Raw genomic sequence first — 15,842 nt, forward strand, 5'->3', positions numbered from 1 at the left:
TGCCTGATCCCCATGGCACGACGATGGCACGGCAATGGAACGGCAACATGCACTTCCACGATGGCGTGCAGAAACCGCATTTGCGATATCTTTGGGCGATAAAGCGCACACGGGGTGCGCGCTGGAAGGGTTATCGCTTTAAGCGGCTGCAGAGGGTTTGGGGGCAATCGGGCCATCGAGCGCATTGCTGCGCACCGATGCCGGGCGCTGCAGCAGTGGTGTTGCGTAGGCCAGGAATGCCTCCTTCTGCGGCAGCGCACCCACCGCCATGCCCCAGCCCAGATAGCTTGCCATGTACACATCCGCAGCGCTGAAGTGGTTTTCGCAGAGCGTCTGCCTCCCGCTCACAGCCTTCTCCAGCGTCTGCACCACTGCATCGAATTGGCCAAAGCCCGGTGCAGCCGAGCGCCATTGTGCGGGCTCCTGCAGCCAGCCATACATTCTGGCCGTGGTGGCTTCTGCCGCACCCGCCACAAAAAACAGCCAGCGGTAGTATTCGCCGCGCGCCGTGCTGCCCAGGGGCGGGGCCAGGTGCTTTTCAGGGAATTTGTCTGCCAGATAGGCAAGAATGGCGGCGGTCTCGGTGATGACCGTATCACCATCCATCAAGGTGGGAACTTGTCCCAGCGGATTGATGCGCAGGTACTCGGCAGATTTCATGGAGGTACCGAATTCCAGCTGGACAGGGTCATAGCGGGCTTCGCATTCTTCGAGCATCCAGCGCACGGTACGCGCACGTGATTGTGGGTGGAAGAAAAAGCGGAGAGAAACATCAGTTGTGGGTGTCATTGCATTCATCCTTCAGGTGTCGATGGAATGGCGGCGCCGCCATGCAAGCAATGTATGCACGAGGACTGACAGATTCTGTCAGCAGCGTTGTCCGGCTTTGTGCCCCATCTGCCGGGACCAGCGCTGGATGAGCCGAGCCCGCGATTCGGGATAGCGTTCGGCCAGAATTTCCACCTCCAGCACGCGGTCGGCCCGGAAATGGCGAAAGTCCTGGCGCAGTTCGCACCACGCGGCCAGGACCCGGACATGCTCAAAAAACCCCATGGCAAATGGCCAGACGCGCCGCTCGCTTGTCTGGTCTTTCTGGTCGCGGTAGTGCAGCAATACCTTGTGCTGACTGCGTATGGCCGCCCGCAGAGGGCCTTGCCAGGGCTCTTGAGGAATGGCCTGCGTGCTGGGAACCAACAGGCCGCTGGTATCGAGTTCTATGCGCAAATCCATGGGCAAATTCGCGCGGATACGCCCCAATGCCGAAGCGGCAGCGGCAGCCAATTGTCCGTCTGCCTGGTTGCCGACCCATTGAGCGCCCAGCATCAGCGCTTCCAGCTCGTCTGGCGTGAACATCAGCGGCGGCAGCAAAAAGCCGGGGCGCATTTCAAAACCCAGCCCGGGGTCTCCCAGAATGTCTGCGCCCTGATCGCGCAGGGTGCCAATATCGCGGTAGAGCGTTCGCAGGCTGATGTCCAGCGTCTGGGCCAGCGCTGGCCCGGTTTGTGGCTGGCGCGCGCGGCGCAGCAGATCGAGCAATCGCAGTAGGCGGGCAGAGCGGGACATGGCGCAAGCATAGCGTGCCTGTGCCGGATGCCGGTGGAGAGCGGCGCAAAAATGGTTGGCCGGCCCTCATTGGGGAAAGAGGGAAAGGAGGGAAACGGTTTCTCTCTGAATCATTCATGCCATCAAAAAAGGCCGACTTTGTCTGCCGGCCCTTCACTCGCAAATTTCAGAGGTCTTTAAGCCGGTGCCTTCTGCCCGATCTCGAAATTAGCCTGGATCTCCAATGCGCGCACCAGGCCTGAATGGTCCCAGCCCGCGCCGCCATGCGCCACGCAGCTGTTGAACAACTCCTGCGCCTGGGCCGTGTTGGGCAGCGACACGCCCAGCTGGCGCGCGCTGGACAAGGCGAGGTTCAGATCCTTCTGGTGCAGTGCAATGCGAAAGCCCGGGTCGAAGGTGCGCTTGATCATCCGCTCGGCATGCACTTCCAGAATCTTGGAAGAAGCGAAGCCACCCAGCAGTGCTTCGCGCACGCGGGCAGGATCGGCGCCAGCGCGCGATGCGAACAGCAATGCCTCGGCCACGGCCTCGATATTCAGTGCCACGATGATCTGGTTGGCGACCTTGGCGGTCTGGCCGTCGCCGTTGCCGCCCACCAGCGTGATGTTCTTGCCCATCTTCTCAAAGAGCGGCTTGACGCGCTCGAAGGCGGCGTCCGGGCCGCCGACCATGATGGACAGCGTGGCATTCTTGGCGCCCACTTCGCCGCCAGAGACGGGTGCGTCCAGGTACTGAACGCCCAGCGCCTGGATGCGCTTGGCAAATTCCTTGGTGGCGACTGGCGAGATGGAGGACATGTCGACCACGATCTTGTCGGTGCTGCCCTTGAGGCCTGAGGCCAGCCCGTCTTCGGCGAACAGCACCTCCTCGACATCGGGGGTGTCGGGCACCATCACGAAGATGATGTCGGCGCGCTCGGCCACGCCGCGCACGGTGGTGCATTGGGTGGCGCTGCTTTCTGCAATGTTCGCAGGCATCTTCCCCCGGGTATTGACGAACAGTTGGTGGCCGGCCGCAATGAGGTGGTTGCACATGGGCGCACCCATGATGCCCAGGCCGATGAAACCCAGTTTGAGGGGCGTTGCGTTCATGAAGAGATCTCCTTGGTTTTCTTGAATATCAATTTCTACAGCGGGTGGCGTTTGTCAGATTGCAACTGCAGCGCCTTTCTGGCCTGCAACAGTCTCGATCCAGCGCAGACCGGATTCGGTGTCCCTGGCGGGCTTGTATTCGCAGCCGACCCAGCCGGTGTAGCCAATGCGGTCCAGGTGCGAGAACAGGAAGGGGTAGTTGATTTCGCCCGAGCCCGGCTCGTTGCGGCCCGGGTTGTCGGCCAGTTGCACATGGCCAATGCGGGCCAGGTGCTTTTGCAGGGTGGCGGCCAGCTCGCCTTCGGTGCGTTGGGCATGGTAGATGTCGTACTGCACAAAGGCATTGGCGGCGCCCACCTCGTCCAGAATGTCCAGCGCCTGGTCCGTGCGGTTCAGATAAAAGCCGGGAATGTCGAACGGGTTGATGGGCTCCACCAGCAGGCGCAGGTTGGCCATCTTGAGCGCGGCTGCAGCAAAGCGCAGGTTTTCGACGAAGGTGCGGCGCAGCGTGGCGGTGTCTACACCTGCAGGCACCTTGCCGGCCAGGCAGTTGAGCTGAGGCACGCCCAGCGCGTGGGCATAGGTCACGGCCTTGGCCACACCGGCGCGGAATTCATCCACGCGCCTGGGGTCGCAGGCGATGCCGCGCTCACCCGCATCCCAGTCGCCAGCAGGCAGGTTGTGCAGCACGATCTGCAGGCCGGTGGCGTTGAGTCGCTCCTGGATTTCTTCGACCGTGTGGGCATAGGGGAACAGAAATTCAACGGCTTCAAAACCTGCATTGGCGGCGCGCTCGAAACGATCGAGGAACGGTACCTCGGTAAACAGCATGCTGAGGTTGGCAGCAAAACGGGGCATGGCAAAACTCCAGTGAAAAAGCGAACGGTCAATCAATCCAGCAGGGCGAGCGCGCTGGGGGCATCGGCCTTGTCTGCGGCGAGGCCCTCGAACTCGACCACGTTGTCGATTTCGGTGCCCATGGCGATATTGGTCACACGCTCCAGAATGCATTCGATAACGACCGGGGTCTGGTGCTCGGCCATCCAGGCTTCTGCCTGTTGCATGGCGGGGGCAAAATCTTCGGGGCGGTGCACCCGGATGGCCTTGCACCCCAGGCCTTCAACGACCTTGACGTGATCCACGCCGTAGCCGCGTGCGGCTTCGTCTTCACCCATGTTGATGTTGTCGAAGGCGAGCTGCACGCAGTAGTCGATGCTGAAGGCGCGCTGCGCCTGGCGGATCAGACCCAGGTAGCTGTTGTTGACCAGCACGTGCACATAGGGCAGTTTGAACTGCGCACCCACAGCCAGCTCCTCGATCATGAACTGGAAGTCGTAGTCGCCTGACAGGGCCACGATCTTGCGCTTGGGATCGGCCACGCGCACACCCAGGGCCGCAGGCGTGGTCCAGCCCAGCGGGCCGGCCTGGCCGCAGTTGATCCAGTTGCGGGGCTTGTACACATGCAGAAACTGGGCGCCTGCAATCTGCGACAGTCCGATGGTGGACACATAAGTCGTGTCTCGGTCCAGCGAGCGGTTCATGCACTGGTACACGCGCTGGGGCTTCATCGGCACGTTGTCGAAGTTGGTCTTGCGCAGGTATTCGATGCTGTTCTTGCGGCCCTGGCATTCGGACACCCAGACGCTGCGGTCCTTGAGCTTGCCAGCGGCTTTCCATTCCCTGGCCACGGCAACGAATTGCTCCAGCGCCGCCTTGGCGTCCGAGACGATGCCATAGTCGGGTGCAAACACGCGGCCGATCTGCGTAGGCTCAATGTCGACATGGATGAATTTGCGGCCCTTGGTGTACACATCGACCGAGCCGGTATGGCGGTTGGCCCAGCGGTTGCCGATGCCGAACACGAAATCCGATGCCAGCATGGTGGCGTTGCCATAGCGGTGGCTGGTCTGCAGGCCGCACATGCCTGCCATCAGCGGGTGATCGTCAGGGATGGTGCCCCAGCCCATCAGTGTGGGAATCACGGGCACATTCAGCGTCTCAGCCAGCTCCACAAGCAGATCCGCTGCGTCGGCATTGATGACTCCACCACCGGAGACGATCAGCGGACGCTCGGAGGCGTTGAGCATCTCGATGGCCTTTTCGGCCTGCTTGCGCGAGGCTGCGGGCTTGTAGGCTGGCAGCGGCTCGTAGGTGTCGATGTCGAATTCGATCTCGGCCAGTTGCACATCGATGGGCAGATCAATCAGCACGGGGCCGGGGCGGCCCGAACGCATCAGGTGGAATGCCTGCTGGAAGGCGCGGGGCACCTGGGCAGGCTCCAGCACGGTGGTGGCCCACTTGGTGACGGGCTTGGCGATGGATGCAATGTCCACGGCCTGGAAGTCTTCTTTCTGCAGGCGAGCGCGTGGCGCCTGGCCGGTGATGCATAGAATCGGGGTGGAGTCGGCACTGGCCGAGTACAGGCCGGTGATCATGTCGGTGCCGGCCGGGCCGCTGGTGCCGATGCATACACCGATGTTGCCTGCGACGGCACGGGTATAGCCTTCGGCCATGTGGCTCGCGCCCTCGACGTGGCGGGCCAGGATATGGCCGATGCCGCCGTGGTCCTTCATTGCTGCATACAGCGGATTGATTGCAGCGCCGGGCACGCCGAACGCAACAGTCACACCTTCTTTTTCGAGCACGCGGACTGCGGCTTCGATTGCTTTCATTTTGGCCATGAGGTCTCCTTTACAACTGGGATTGACTGTATTGAAGACAAACGCTTGCCGGAAGGCGCATGCAGACCATAAAATTTATTCCACTCAAGAATATATAAGAGTGTTCAGCATGGATCGAAGCGCTGGCCGTATCTGCGATTCAGATGCGCAAGCGGCATTGCGCGCGGTCCGAGCCAAACATTCCAAGGAGACAAAATCATGGACAGACTCGATGCCATGCACATGTTTGTGCGCGTGGTGGAAACCGGCAGCTTTACCAAGGTGGCGCAGGAGTTCTCCACCACCCAGCCCACCGTGACCAAGCAGGTTGCGGCGATGGAGGCGCGGTTGAAAGTGCGCCTGCTCAACCGCAACACGCGCGGCGTGAGCCTGACCGAGGCTGGCGCGCTTTACTATGAAAAATGCAAGCTCATCGTGAGCGATGTGGCCGAGGCCGAGAATGTAGTCAAGGTGCGGCAGACCCAGGTGCAAGGCCAGTTGCGCATTGGCAGCTCGGTCGCTTTCGGGCGGCGTGTGTTGATTCCGCTCGCGATGGAGTTCATGAAGCACAACCCCCAGGTGCAGGTGGACCTGAGCTTTGAGGACCGCTACACCGATCTGGTGGCCAATGGCATTGATGTAGCGCTGCGCCTGGGCAAGCTGGCCGATTCATCGCTGGGCGCGCGCATGCTGGGCGTGAATCCGTGGACGCTGGTGGCGTCGCCATCGTATCTGCGCAAGCACGGTACGCCCCGCAGGCCATCCGATCTGAAAGAGCACTCTGCGCTGATCTACAGCAGCGTGCAGGGCAACGATATCTGGCGGCTGCGCAATGCCAGCGGCGAGCCGGTCTCGGTGCCCGTGACGGGGCGCTTGCGCTCCAACAATCTATCGGCTCTGTTGGCTGCCGCGCGCTCGCACATGGGCATTGCGGCGTTGCCGCGTTATGTGGCCCATGAATCGCTGAAAGCCGGCCGCGTGGTCGAGGTGCTCAAGACCTGCCGCCTGCCCGAGCAGGAGATTCACGCCGTCTACCCGTCACCGCGCCTTGTGCCGCAGAAGGTGCAGTCATTTATTGCCTTTTTGCAAGGCACGTTCGATGCCGCCTGGTGGGAGAATCTGTCCAATGGGGGTTAGCAGAAAGCGAAAGTTGTGATGCTTTGAGGCGCTTGTCAATCAAGCAGAAATTGCTATAAAAATAAAAGCAATCAAAGCACCAGAATCGCTCGAAAATCGTTGACGTTGGTATGCGTTGGCCCGGTAACCACCAGGTCATCCAGTACCTGGAAATAACCGTAGGCATCGTTGCGGTCCAGATGGTCGCTGATACGCAGATTCTTGTCTGCTGCGCGTTGCAGGGTGTCTGGTGCCACGCGGGCGCCAGCATTGTCTTCCACACCATCGATGCCATCGGTATCGGCGGCCAGGGCCCAGACCCTTTCCTGGCCCTGCAGTGCTTGCGCCAGGCCCATGCAGAACTCTCCTGCGCGACCCCCGCGTCCCTTGGCCGCGCCGGGCTGGCGCGGGCGGATGGTCACCGTCGTCTCGCCACCCGAGAGAATGACGCAAGGCCTGGCAAACGGTGCGCCATGGCGGGCAACGGCGCGTGCCATGGCGGCATGTACCTTGCCTACTTCGCGCGATTCGCCTTCGATCTCGTCAGACAGTACATGCGCGGCGATACCAGCCGAGCGCGCAGCAGCGGCGGCGGCATCCAGCGATTGCTGGGGCGTGGCGATCAGGTGGACCTCGTGGCCCGCAAAGCGTGGATCGCCGGGTTTGGGGGTTTCCAGTGTCCCGTCTTCCAGCGCAGCGCGCACGGAGTCGGGGATGCTGATCTGGTAGCGGTTGAGGATGGCCAGCGCATCGGCACAGGTCGAAGCGTCCGGCACCGTGGGGCCGCTGGCGATGATCGAAGGATCGTCGCCAGGCACGTCGCTGATGGTCAGTGTCACCACCTTGGCCGGGTGGCAGGCCGCAGCAAGGCGCCCGCCCTTGATGCGCGAGAGGTGCTTGCGCACGCAGTTCATCTCGCTGATGGCGGCGCCGCTCTCCAAAAGCGCCTTGTTGATGCGCTGCTTTTCCTGCAGGTCAATGCCATCGGCGGGAAGTGTGAGCAGGGCCGATCCGCCGCCCGAGATGAGGCACAGCACCAGATCGTCCGCCGTCAAGCCTTCGGTCAGCGCCAGTATGCGCTCGGCTGCAGCAAGGCCCGCCGCATCGGGCACGGGGTGCGCGGCTTCCACCACCTCCAGGCGCTGTGGCAGCCCTTGGGGGCGCGGCGGAATGTGCTCGTAGCGCGTGACAACCAGGCCTGACAGCGGTGCATCGTGGGGCCACAATGCTTCGAGCGCCTGGGCCATGGAGCCGCCTGCCTTGCCTGCGCCCAGCACCACCGTGCGCCCTTTGGGTGGCTTTGGCAGGTGCTGCGCCATGGTGTGCAGGGGCTGTGCACGTTGCACGGCGGTGCGGTACAGGTCCAGAAGAAACTGCTGGGGATCGCGCCGGGGATCGGCCAGCACGGGGTGCGGTGCGTTGTTCATGGTGTGGTGTCTCCGCTGCCTATTATGAAAGCAGCCACCATGAAAGCAGCCACCAGCCATGGGTGGAATATGCGTTATTCCTGCAAGGGCCTGCGCACGCCGCGCCGTGAGACCGATCAGCCAAGCGGCGGTGTGCGGTTGCCCCAGTCGGTGTAGTACACGCCGTCCGTGCCTTTTCGGATGTAGGCATAGGCTGGGCCGGCGTGCGTATCTCCGTGGGCGTTGGCCTTGTCAGGAATGCGCCAGTAATACACCGTGCCATCCGGCTCAGGGTAATTGCCCATGTATTCCAGATCCTGGGCCTGGACGGCATTGGTGTCCTGCAGAGTCTGACCCAGCTCCATGCGCACATAGCGCGGCAGCGAGCGCTCCTGTGCATCGCTCAGGCCTGTGTGTCCCAGCCAGGGAGCGCTTTCCTGGATCTGGGCTTCGTTCTGCAGCTGTTCCTGCTTGGTGCGGTATTCGCGGCGGAACTCCGGCGTCTTCATGTGCGCTGCAAGCGCGGGGTCTTCGTTGGCAGCCGGTGACGCAGGCGCAGCTGCCACCTGCGGCTGCGCAGGTGCGGATGCGGCGGGCGGGTCTTCGGGCGGCTGCTGGATGCAGGCTGCCAGCAAGGTACACAGCACGCTGGCGCTCAACACCCGGGTCGGGGCAAATCGTGAGGAGACGGACATGCCCCAAGCATAGCGCGGCTTCATGCCGCTGCGGTGAGCTTTAGGTGAAAAAGCGCGCAGGCGCAAGGCAGATAAAACCGGGTTGCTATCAAAATAATGTATTAAACCCTAGGAGCGCACAGCCTGTGCCGCAATCTCCAGCGAGCGCAGCCGCAGCTCTGCGTCGTAGATGTCACTCACCAGCATCAGTTCGTCGGCACCGGTGGAGTCGGCCAACTGCCGCATGCGCTGTTGCACACGCTCAGGCCCGCCAATCGATGCAACGGCGAGAAAACCTTCGATGGCCTGACGTTCGGCATCGTTGAGGTTGTCCATGAAGCCTTCCACGGGGCGTGGCAGCAGGCCGCGCTGGCCCGTCAGGATGCCGAGCACGCGTTGGTAAGTACTGCTTGCCAGGTACTCCGCCTCGGCATCGGAGGGGGCGGCAATCACGGGCGCACCGACGATGACATAGGGCTTGGCGAGGGCTGCAGAAGGTTTGAACAGGTCGCGGTACAGCTGCACTGCCTGGTACAGCATGCGCGGCGCAAAATGCGATGCAAACGCATATGGCAGGCCCAGGTGTGCGGCCAGCTGGGCCGAAAACAGGCTTGAGCCCAGCAGCCAGATCGGCACATGGGTGCCAGCGCCTGGCGTGGCGATGAGCTTTTGGCCCGGCTCTGCATCGGCCAGCAGGCGTTGCAGCTCCATGACATCGCGGGGAAAATCTTCTTCGCTCTCGACCCGGTCGCGGCGCAGCGCGCGCATGGTCATGCCATCGGTGCCGGGCGCGCGGCCCAGGCCCAGGTCGATGCGGCCCGGGTACAGCTCGGCCAGGGTTCCAAAGGCTTCGGCTACCACCAGCGGTGCATGGTTGGGCAACATGATGCCGCCCGAGCCCACGCGGATATGCTGCGTGGCACCGGCGATATGGCCAATCAGCACGGCGGTCGACGAGCTGGCAATGCCTGGCATGTTGTGGTGCTCTGCCAGCCAGTAGCGCGTAAAGCCGAGCGACTCGACGTGCTGCGCGGTGCGCACCGCCAGTTGCAGCGCCTGGGCGACCGTGCCGCCTTCGCGCACGGCCACCAGATCCAACATCGAAAGGGCGGGTCGTTTGTGTGTCTCAGTCATACAGACATTCTTGCCTAGGCAAATATCCTTTGCAGACTGTGGATATCGGTGTGACGTACGGCCGCTTACACCCGTTCAAAAATGGCCGCGATACCCTGGCCACCGCCAATGCACATGGTCACCAGGGCGTAGCGGCCGCCGGTGCGATGCAGCTCATAGATCGCCTTGGTGGTGATGATGGCGCCGGTGGCGCCCACCGGGTGGCCGAGTGAGATGCCCGATCCGTTGGGATTGACCTTGGAGGGGTCCAGCGCCAGCTCCTGAATTACCGCACAAGCCTGCGCGGCAAAGGCTTCGTTGGCCTCGACCACATCCATGTCGCCTACCGAGAGGCCGGTTCGCTGCATGAGCTTTTGCGTGGCAGGCACGGGGCCGATCCCCATGTAGGCAGGCTCCACGCCTGCATGCGCCCAGCCCACCAGGCGCGCCAGCGGTTGGATGCCCAGCGCAGCCAACCGGTCGCCAGCCACCAGGGTGAGGGCAGCTGCGCCATCGTTGATGCCCGAGGCATTGCCTGCGGTCACCGTGCCGCCATCCTTTTTGAAGGCGGGCTTCATGCCTGCCAGCACTTCAGGGGTGGTGCTGCCACGCACATGCTCATCAGTGTCGAACACGGTGGTGCCCTTGCGCGTTTCCAGCCGCACGGGCGTGATCTGTTCCTTGAAATACCCTGCCGCAATGGCTGCAGCGGCGCGCTGCTGGCTTTGCGCGGCCAGCGCATCCTGCATGGTGCGGCTGATACGGTAGCGCTCGGCCACGTTTTCGGCGGTGATGCCCATGTGCATCTTCTGCCACGGATCGTGCAGGATTCCCAGCATGTAGTCGATGCTCCTTGCATCGCCCATGCGCTGGCCCCAGCGCGCAGCCTGGTCGAAATAGGGGCCCCGGCTCATGCTTTCACTGCCGCCCGCCACGGCCACATCGCAGTCGCCATAACCAATGGCCTGCGCTGCCGACACAATGGCCTGCAGGCCCGAGCCGCACAGGCGGTTCACGTTCATCGCGGGCGTCTCGATCGGGCAGCCCGCATCGATGGCGGCCACGCGCGCGAGGTAGGCATCCTTGGTGTCGGTGGGGATCACATTGCCCATCACTACATGGCCGACCGCATCGGCGGCAATGCCCGCACGTTCGATGGCCGCCTTGACGGCGATGGTGGCCAACTGGCTGTTGGGCACATCTTTCAAGCTGCCGCCAAAGGTGCCGATGGCGGTACGGGCGCAGCTGGCGACGAATACATCACGGTGGGACATGGGAAGCTCCGAAGATAGGCAAATGGAAGGGATGGCTCAGGCGCCGATGAACTGTGGCTGGCGTCTGGCAAAAAAAGCGTTGATGCCTTCGGGCAGGTCATGCGTGCGGGTGCAATGCAAAAAGGCTTCGCCTTCAGCGTGCAGCTGCGTGGGCAGGTCGCGCTCGAAACCGCCGCGCATCAGGCGTCGCATTTGCGCATAGGCCTGCGTGGGGCCGCTTGCCAGTCGCTCTGCCAGTGCGGTGGTGGCGGCCTGCAATTCCGCAGCGGGCACCACGCGGTTGATGAGGCCCAGGCGCAGGGCTTCATCAGCGTCGAGGTTTTCGCCGAGCATGGCAATTTCCAGCGCGCGGCGCAGGCCCACGAGGCGCGGCAAGGTCCACGATGCACCAATGTCGCAGCTGGCGCCGATGTTGATGTAGGCCAGGTTCATGCGCGTGTCCTGTGCGGCCAGTACAAAATCGCACAGCATCATCAGCGATAGGCCAGCGCCAGCTACCGCACCATGCACCTGGGCAATGATGGGCGCGTGCAACTGGTGCATCAGGGTGGCTGCCTCGATCAAGGGCTCCAGCAAATCCTTGGCACCCTGTGTGGGGTTGGCCTGCAGGGTGGCCAGGTCGCCGCCTGCGATGAACGCCTTGCCTGCGCCCTGCAGCACCAGGGCGCGCAGCCCCTGGTCGGCAGACAGCGTGCGCATCGCGGCGGCAAATTCCTGTGCCAGTTCCACGTTCAGTGCATTGAATGCTTCAGGGCGGTTGAACTGCAGGGTGACGATGCCCCCCTGGCGCTGGATGATCAACGGCGCGGTGGATGTCATGTTTTGCTCCTGAATCAATAGCTTGATGCGCTTGTGGGGTTTGCGCTGCAGTCATCCATGCTGATTACTGGTACAGCGCCTCGATCTCTTGCGCATAGGTCTTGTAGATGCTGGCGCGGCGTACCTTCATGGTGGCGGTCACTTCGCCATCGTCATGGTCCAGCTCCTTCTGCAAGAGGTGGAACCTGCGGATCTGCGAGACCTGGGCGAGCCGGTGGTTGCCGTGGCTGATTTCTGCATCGATCAGTGCGCGCACCTCTGGCGTATCGACCAGCGAACGGAAGTGGGTGAATGGCAGGCGCTGGGCCTCGGCCCATTTGCCGACGGTCTCATAATCGATCTGCACCAGCGCTGCAACAAACTTGCGGCCTTCGGCCACGATGATGCATTCCTTGATGTAAGGACTGCCTTTCATGGTGTTCTCGATCTCGGACGGCGTCAGGTTCTTGCCGCCAGCGGTGATCATGATGTCCTTGAGGCGGTCGACGATCTGGAGCTGGCCTTGCACTTCGCGCACTACATCGCCCGTGTGCAGCCAGCCGTTCTGGATGGTCTGGGCGGTGGCTTCGGGGTTCTTGTAGTAGCCGGCAAACACCATCTCGCCCTTGATCTGCAGCTCTCCCTGGCTGCGGTCATCTGCCGTGCCAATCGGGCTCAGCCGGTACTCCACGCCTTGCGTAACGGGCCCTACGGTGCCAACCACGACCTGGTTCAGCGCATGGCCGGTGATCATGCCCGTCGATTCGGTGAGGCCATAGACCTCGATCAGCGGCACGCCCAGAACGCGAAAGTAACGCACCACATCGGGTGGAATGGGGGCGGCGCCGGTGAGCGCCACCTGGGCCTCACGCAGGCCGATGAAGTTCTGCAGGGCTCGGAAGACCAACCAGTAACTGGCGGCAAAGCGCAGCCGCTCGCCAGCAGTCCAGAGGCTGCGCGGCTTTTCGGCCAGCGGCGCGCAGGCTGCATAGGCCTTGGCGTACAGCGCCCTGCGCAGACGGCCAGTCTCCATCATCTTGATGGTGATGGCGGCGTGGAGCTTTTCCCAGATGCGCGGCACGCCCAGGAACATGCTGGGCGCGACCTCGCGCAGATCTTCCTGCACGGTACGGATGGATTCGCCGAAATTGACCTGCGATCCCAGATAGATGGGGCAGAAGGTGGTGAGCATCTGCTCCGCCACATGGCACAGCGGCAGATAGGACAGGTGTGTCGTTCGCATATCGAGCTGCAGGCGCTCGATGATGCCGGGCGCCACGCCGCGCATGTTGCGCCATGAGATCATCGCTCCCTTGGGTTTGCCGGTGGAGCCCGAGGTGTAGATCATCAGCCCGATGTCATCGAGCGTCTGCTGGGCCATGGCCTTGTCGATGATGTGGTACTGGCGGTTGGCGGCGCCGAGCTTCTCCACCTCGTCAAATGTGGTGATCAGCGCGCGCACCTCGGGGGCAAAGCTGCGCAGGCCCTTGGTTTCCATCACGATGATCTTTTTCAGCAGCGGCAGGTTGGGCAGTGCTTCCAGCACCTTGTCCGTCTGCTCCTGGTCTTCGCAGACCATGACCTCGATATCGGCATGGCCAATCACGTAAGCCACTTCGGCTGTGGGGCTGGTGGGGTAGACGCCCACGGTGATGGCTCCGATCAGCCCAGCTCCCATCTGGGCCAGTACCCATTCGATGCGGTTCTCGGCAATCACGCCGACATGGCCGCGCTCTGTCATGCCCAGGGCGGCCAAGCCTAGTCCGAAGTGGCAGGCGCGCTCGTGGTACTGCGCCCAGCTGATGGGCTTCCAGATGCCAAAATCCTTTTGCCGGATGGCGATGCGCTGCGCATCGGTGCGCGCACGTTGGCGCAGCATCTGGGGCAGGGTGAGTTCAGGAAGATTCATAGCGCTCATCCAGTACGCCATTCCCGGCGTACCCCTAAAAACTGGCGCGATCCAGGTGCGAGGCACCGAGGAGGCACCGCACTGCGCCAAGGATGTTGCCCTCCTGCCTGTACCGCTTTGCGATGCGAGAGTGGAGGGAAGGCGCGTAGCGCCCCAGGGGGGTGTTCTTTCAAGACAGCCACCTTTTCCTGCGCTTGTAGTGTTTGATGTCCTTGAAGCTCTTTGCCTCACCGCCGCCGCCCATGCCCAGATAGAATTCGCGCACATCCGGGTCGCTGGCCAGGCGCTCGGCCGTGCCATCGATCACGATCTTTCCGTTTTCCATGATGTAGCCGCTGTGCGCCACGGCGAGCGCGACAGTGGCGTTCTGCTCCACCAACAGCATGGAGGTGCCGCGTTCGGCGTTGATACGGGCGATGATGCCGAAGATGTCCTCGGTCAGCTTGGGAGAGAGGCCGAGCGAGGGCTCGTCCAGCAAAATCAACTCGGGCTGTGCGATCAGCGCGCGGCCAATGGCCAGCATTTGCTGCTCGCCGCCCGACAGGTAGCCAGCCAGGCCTTTGCGCCGCTCATGCAGACGCGGAAAGTAGGTGTAGACCAGGTCAAAGTCCGGCTTTGCGGCTTGCTGGCGGCCAGAAAGCGCATAGGTGGACGCCACCAGGTTTTCTTCCACCGTCAGGTCTTCAAACACGCGGCGGCCTTCCATCACATGGCTCAAGCCCTGGCGTACCAGCTGCTGGGGCGCAATACCGGCGGTGCTGGCGCCGTTGAAGCGCACGGTGCCTGATTCAAGTGCGCCGTTTTCCAGCGCCAGCAGGCCCGATACGGCCTTGAGCGTGGTGCTCTTGCCGGCGCCGTTGCTCCCCAGCAGGGCCACGATCTGCCCACGCGGCACTGCCAGCGACAGGCCACGCAGAGCCTGCACCACCTTGTTGTAGATGACCTCGATGTTGTTCACTTCGAGGACATGGTCCGAGCCGGTTTCGGTCATGGTCATTGGCAGAACGTCACTGTACATGCGCGATCAGGGTGCGTTCACAACTTGATCCAATCGGAGGCCGCTACCATTTTTTGGGCCTTCATATCGGCCTGGTAGACGCGGCCGACCGGGATTGAGTTGCCACTGATGGTGATGGGCACGCCAATCAGGCCGCCGGTGTCGAAGTCCTTGAGGCTGTTGAGCGCAGCCTTCAGGTTGGAGCCTGACAGGGGTTTGCCGGCATCGAGGCAGCGTTTGGCGGATTCGAGAAACAGCATGGCCGCCAGAAAGCCCTGGATGTAGGCGGTGCTCTGGTATTCGGGCCGCATGGCGCGAATCTTCTCCAGCATCGGGGCCTTCTCTGTGTCGTAGTAGTAGCGGAAGGGCATGACACCCATGAAGCCGTCGGCAGCTTCGCCCATCTTCATGACGGTGGAGCTGTCCATCGTCCAGAAGGTGCCCATCCATTTGCTCTTCATGCCTTGCTGCTTGCCCTGGTTGATGAACTCCGGGATGGGCGCGAGGATGTAGCCGTGAAAGATGGTGTAGTCGGGCGCGGCGCGGCGCAGCTTGATGACTTCGGTGGAAACATCCACGCTGCCTGCGGGTGTCATGATTTTGATCGGCACCGACAGGCCGAGCTTTTTGGCAGCCGCCTCGCTGGCTTCGATCGGGTCACGTCCGAATTCCGAATCCGAATAGACGAAGGCGACCTTGGCCCCTGGCTTTTCCTTGGCGATGTGCTTGAGCAGTATGCCGAACATCTCGGTGTAATCCGGCCCGACCAGGAACTGGTTGGGGTACTTCTTGGGGTCGTTCAGCTCAGATGCGAACGAGGCACCCGCCATCAGGATCTGGCCATTGCGGTCCAGCTCGGGGTTGATGGTTTTGGCAAAGCCGGTGCTGTCGCCGTAATACAGATTGATCTTGTTCTGGCTTGTGAGCTTCTTGAAGGTGGCAACCGAGACATCGACCTTGTAGCCCGTGTCCTCGGGCACGTACCTGACCTTGCGGCCTTTGATGCCGCCTGCGTCGTTGATGATTTTCACGTAATCCTGCATGCCGGCATTGATGCCGACCCCGGCAAAGGCGAATACGCCGGTCATTGGAATCGAGCCGCCGATGACGATCTCATCGGCGCCTTGGGCCAGCACTGACAGCGGCTGCGTGAGCGCCGCAAAGCCCGTCGCAGCGGCTCCCAGCATCAGATTGCGGCGCTTGAGAGAAATGTGTGGTTGCTCCATGCTTGTCTCCTGTGA

Annotated in this window: 14 protein-coding genes; 1 reads left to right on the plus strand and 13 read right to left on the minus strand. The window is 62.4% G+C overall.

The window, feature by feature from the left end:
- Positions 1-138: 138 nt before the first annotated feature.
- The 5 genes from HNP33_RS16420 to gcl all read right to left on the minus strand — a co-directional run bounded on the left by HNP33_RS16420 (position 139) and on the right by gcl (position 5,335).
- A complete protein-coding gene (locus HNP33_RS16420; RefSeq protein WP_233464564.1) occupies positions 139-789 on the minus strand; it encodes a glutathione S-transferase family protein in 651 nt (216 codons plus the stop codon).
- A 78-nt stretch (positions 790-867) separates the two neighbouring features.
- Positions 868-1,563 carry a helix-turn-helix transcriptional regulator gene (locus HNP33_RS16425; protein WP_184710413.1) on the minus strand — a complete coding sequence of 232 codons (696 nt, stop codon included), beginning with the start codon at positions 1,561-1,563 and terminating at the stop codon, positions 868-870.
- Between the two features lie 176 nt (positions 1,564-1,739).
- The gene (gene glxR, locus HNP33_RS16430; RefSeq protein ID WP_184710411.1) at positions 1,740-2,654 is read right to left on the minus strand and encodes a 2-hydroxy-3-oxopropionate reductase; all 915 of its coding nucleotides are present in this window, start codon (positions 2,652-2,654) and stop codon (positions 1,740-1,742) included.
- Positions 2,655-2,708: 54 nt separating this feature from the next.
- On the minus strand, positions 2,709-3,512 hold the full coding sequence (hyi, locus tag HNP33_RS16435; RefSeq protein WP_184710409.1) for a hydroxypyruvate isomerase: 804 nt from the start codon (positions 3,510-3,512) through the stop codon (positions 2,709-2,711).
- Positions 3,513-3,544: 32 nt separating this feature from the next.
- On the minus strand, positions 3,545-5,335 hold the full coding sequence (gene gcl / locus HNP33_RS16440; protein WP_184710407.1) for a glyoxylate carboligase: 1,791 nt from the start codon (positions 5,333-5,335) through the stop codon (positions 3,545-3,547).
- 198 nt (positions 5,336-5,533) lie between these two features.
- Here gcl and HNP33_RS16445 point away from each other — a divergent pair, with 198 nt between their 5' ends.
- A complete protein-coding gene (locus HNP33_RS16445) occupies positions 5,534-6,451 on the plus strand; it encodes a LysR family transcriptional regulator (RefSeq protein WP_184710405.1) in 918 nt (305 codons plus the stop codon).
- Between the two features lie 71 nt (positions 6,452-6,522).
- Here HNP33_RS16445 and HNP33_RS16450 read toward each other — a convergent pair whose 3' ends face one another.
- The 8 genes from HNP33_RS16450 to HNP33_RS16485 all read right to left on the minus strand — a co-directional run bounded on the left by HNP33_RS16450 (position 6,523) and on the right by HNP33_RS16485 (position 15,827).
- A complete protein-coding gene (locus HNP33_RS16450) occupies positions 6,523-7,857 on the minus strand; it encodes a glycerate kinase type-2 family protein (RefSeq protein ID WP_184710403.1) in 1,335 nt (444 codons plus the stop codon).
- 116 nt (positions 7,858-7,973) lie between these two features.
- On the minus strand, positions 7,974-8,531 hold the full coding sequence (locus tag HNP33_RS16455; protein ID WP_184710401.1) for a hypothetical protein: 558 nt from the start codon (positions 8,529-8,531) through the stop codon (positions 7,974-7,976).
- Between the two features lie 108 nt (positions 8,532-8,639).
- On the minus strand, positions 8,640-9,644 hold the full coding sequence (locus HNP33_RS16460; RefSeq protein WP_184710400.1) for an LLM class flavin-dependent oxidoreductase: 1,005 nt from the start codon (positions 9,642-9,644) through the stop codon (positions 8,640-8,642).
- 65 nt (positions 9,645-9,709) lie between these two features.
- Entirely contained in the window at positions 9,710-10,897 is a 1,188-nt protein-coding gene (locus HNP33_RS16465) for an acetyl-CoA C-acyltransferase family protein (RefSeq protein WP_184710398.1), read from the minus strand.
- Between the two features lie 36 nt (positions 10,898-10,933).
- Positions 10,934-11,716, minus strand: coding sequence for an enoyl-CoA hydratase/isomerase family protein (locus HNP33_RS16470; RefSeq protein WP_184710396.1), 783 nt, complete (start codon positions 11,714-11,716; stop codon positions 10,934-10,936).
- Positions 11,717-11,780: 64 nt separating this feature from the next.
- Positions 11,781-13,604, minus strand: coding sequence for an AMP-dependent synthetase/ligase (locus HNP33_RS16475; RefSeq protein ID WP_184710394.1), 1,824 nt, complete (start codon positions 13,602-13,604; stop codon positions 11,781-11,783).
- Positions 13,605-13,773: 169 nt separating this feature from the next.
- Entirely contained in the window at positions 13,774-14,595 is an 822-nt protein-coding gene (locus HNP33_RS16480) for an ABC transporter ATP-binding protein (protein WP_184710460.1), read from the minus strand.
- A 44-nt stretch (positions 14,596-14,639) separates the two neighbouring features.
- Positions 14,640-15,827: an ABC transporter substrate-binding protein gene (locus tag HNP33_RS16485; protein WP_184710392.1), complete on the minus strand. Its 1,188-nt coding sequence runs from the start codon at positions 15,825-15,827 to the stop codon at positions 14,640-14,642.
- Positions 15,828-15,842 lie beyond the last annotated feature (15 nt).

The sequence above is a fragment of the Comamonas odontotermitis genome (assembly GCF_014207855.1).
Taxonomy (GTDB): domain Bacteria; phylum Pseudomonadota; class Gammaproteobacteria; order Burkholderiales; family Burkholderiaceae_C; genus Comamonas; species Comamonas odontotermitis_A.

Bases quoted from the DNA above. Each gene is read 5' to 3' on its own strand.
- HNP33_RS16460 (WP_184710400.1), bottom strand. From the start codon at position 9,644: ATGACTGAGACACACAAACGACCCGCCCTTTCGATGTTGGATCTGGTG.
- HNP33_RS16445 (WP_184710405.1), top strand. From the start codon at position 5,534: ATGGACAGACTCGATGCCATGCACATGTTTGTGCGCGTGGTGGAAACC.
- HNP33_RS16450 (WP_184710403.1), bottom strand. From the start codon at position 7,857: ATGAACAACGCACCGCACCCCGTGCTGGCCGATCCCCGGCGCGATCCC.
- gcl (WP_184710407.1), bottom strand. From the start codon at position 5,335: ATGGCCAAAATGAAAGCAATCGAAGCCGCAGTCCGCGTGCTCGAAAAA.
- HNP33_RS16455 (WP_184710401.1), bottom strand. From the start codon at position 8,531: ATGTCCGTCTCCTCACGATTTGCCCCGACCCGGGTGTTGAGCGCCAGC.
- HNP33_RS16470 (WP_184710396.1), bottom strand. From the start codon at position 11,716: ATGACATCCACCGCGCCGTTGATCATCCAGCGCCAGGGGGGCATCGTC.
- HNP33_RS16480 (WP_184710460.1), bottom strand. From the start codon at position 14,595: ATGACCGAAACCGGCTCGGACCATGTCCTCGAAGTGAACAACATCGAG.
- hyi (WP_184710409.1), bottom strand. From the start codon at position 3,512: ATGCCCCGTTTTGCTGCCAACCTCAGCATGCTGTTTACCGAGGTACCG.
- HNP33_RS16420 (WP_233464564.1), bottom strand. From the start codon at position 789: ATGACACCCACAACTGATGTTTCTCTCCGCTTTTTCTTCCACCCACAA.
- HNP33_RS16425 (WP_184710413.1), bottom strand. From the start codon at position 1,563: ATGTCCCGCTCTGCCCGCCTACTGCGATTGCTCGATCTGCTGCGCCGC.
- HNP33_RS16485 (WP_184710392.1), bottom strand. From the start codon at position 15,827: ATGGAGCAACCACACATTTCTCTCAAGCGCCGCAATCTGATGCTGGGA.
- HNP33_RS16475 (WP_184710394.1), bottom strand. From the start codon at position 13,604: ATGAATCTTCCTGAACTCACCCTGCCCCAGATGCTGCGCCAACGTGCG.
- HNP33_RS16465 (WP_184710398.1), bottom strand. From the start codon at position 10,897: ATGTCCCACCGTGATGTATTCGTCGCCAGCTGCGCCCGTACCGCCATC.
- glxR (WP_184710411.1), bottom strand. From the start codon at position 2,654: ATGAACGCAACGCCCCTCAAACTGGGTTTCATCGGCCTGGGCATCATG.